Raw genomic sequence first — 414 nt, forward strand, 5'->3', positions numbered from 1 at the left:
ATATTTGCACCACCAAAACGGCGAGGTAGCTCAGTTGGTTAGAGCGCAGGATTCATAACCCTGAGGTCACGGGTTCAATTCCCGTCTTCGCTACAAAAACCGCAATCATTCATAAATGGTTGCGGTTTTCATTTTTATATAATTGCTTTCATTTTTCAGAATTATTTTCCTCATAATTGCTCACCCTGCCTATAAAATGTCATCTGAAGGCTTCAGCTTTATTTAGATTGTAGTAATATCTTGTTGAGTTTGTTTCATGTAAAAGATATTTAAACTTTATTGTTGTAATAAGGATTCAGATAAAATTATTTTTTTTATATTTGCACCACCAAAACGGCGAGGTAGCTCAGTTGGTTAGAGCGCAGGATTCATAACCCTGAGGTCACGGGTTCAATTCCCGTCTTCGCTACAAAA

Annotated in this window: 2 tRNA genes; both read left to right on the plus strand. The window is 37.2% G+C overall.

The window, feature by feature from the left end:
- The first annotated feature begins 19 nt into the window (after nt 1-19).
- Nucleotides 20-93: transfer RNA gene (locus tag BOQ64_RS22705), tRNA-Met, on the plus strand.
- 242 nt (nt 94-335) lie between these two features.
- Nucleotides 336-409: transfer RNA gene (locus tag BOQ64_RS22710), tRNA-Met, on the plus strand.
- Nucleotides 410-414: the final 5 nt, after the last annotated feature.

This window comes from Chryseobacterium sp. CH25, assembly GCF_004119455.1.
Taxonomy (GTDB): Bacteria; Bacteroidota; Bacteroidia; order Flavobacteriales; family Weeksellaceae; genus Chryseobacterium.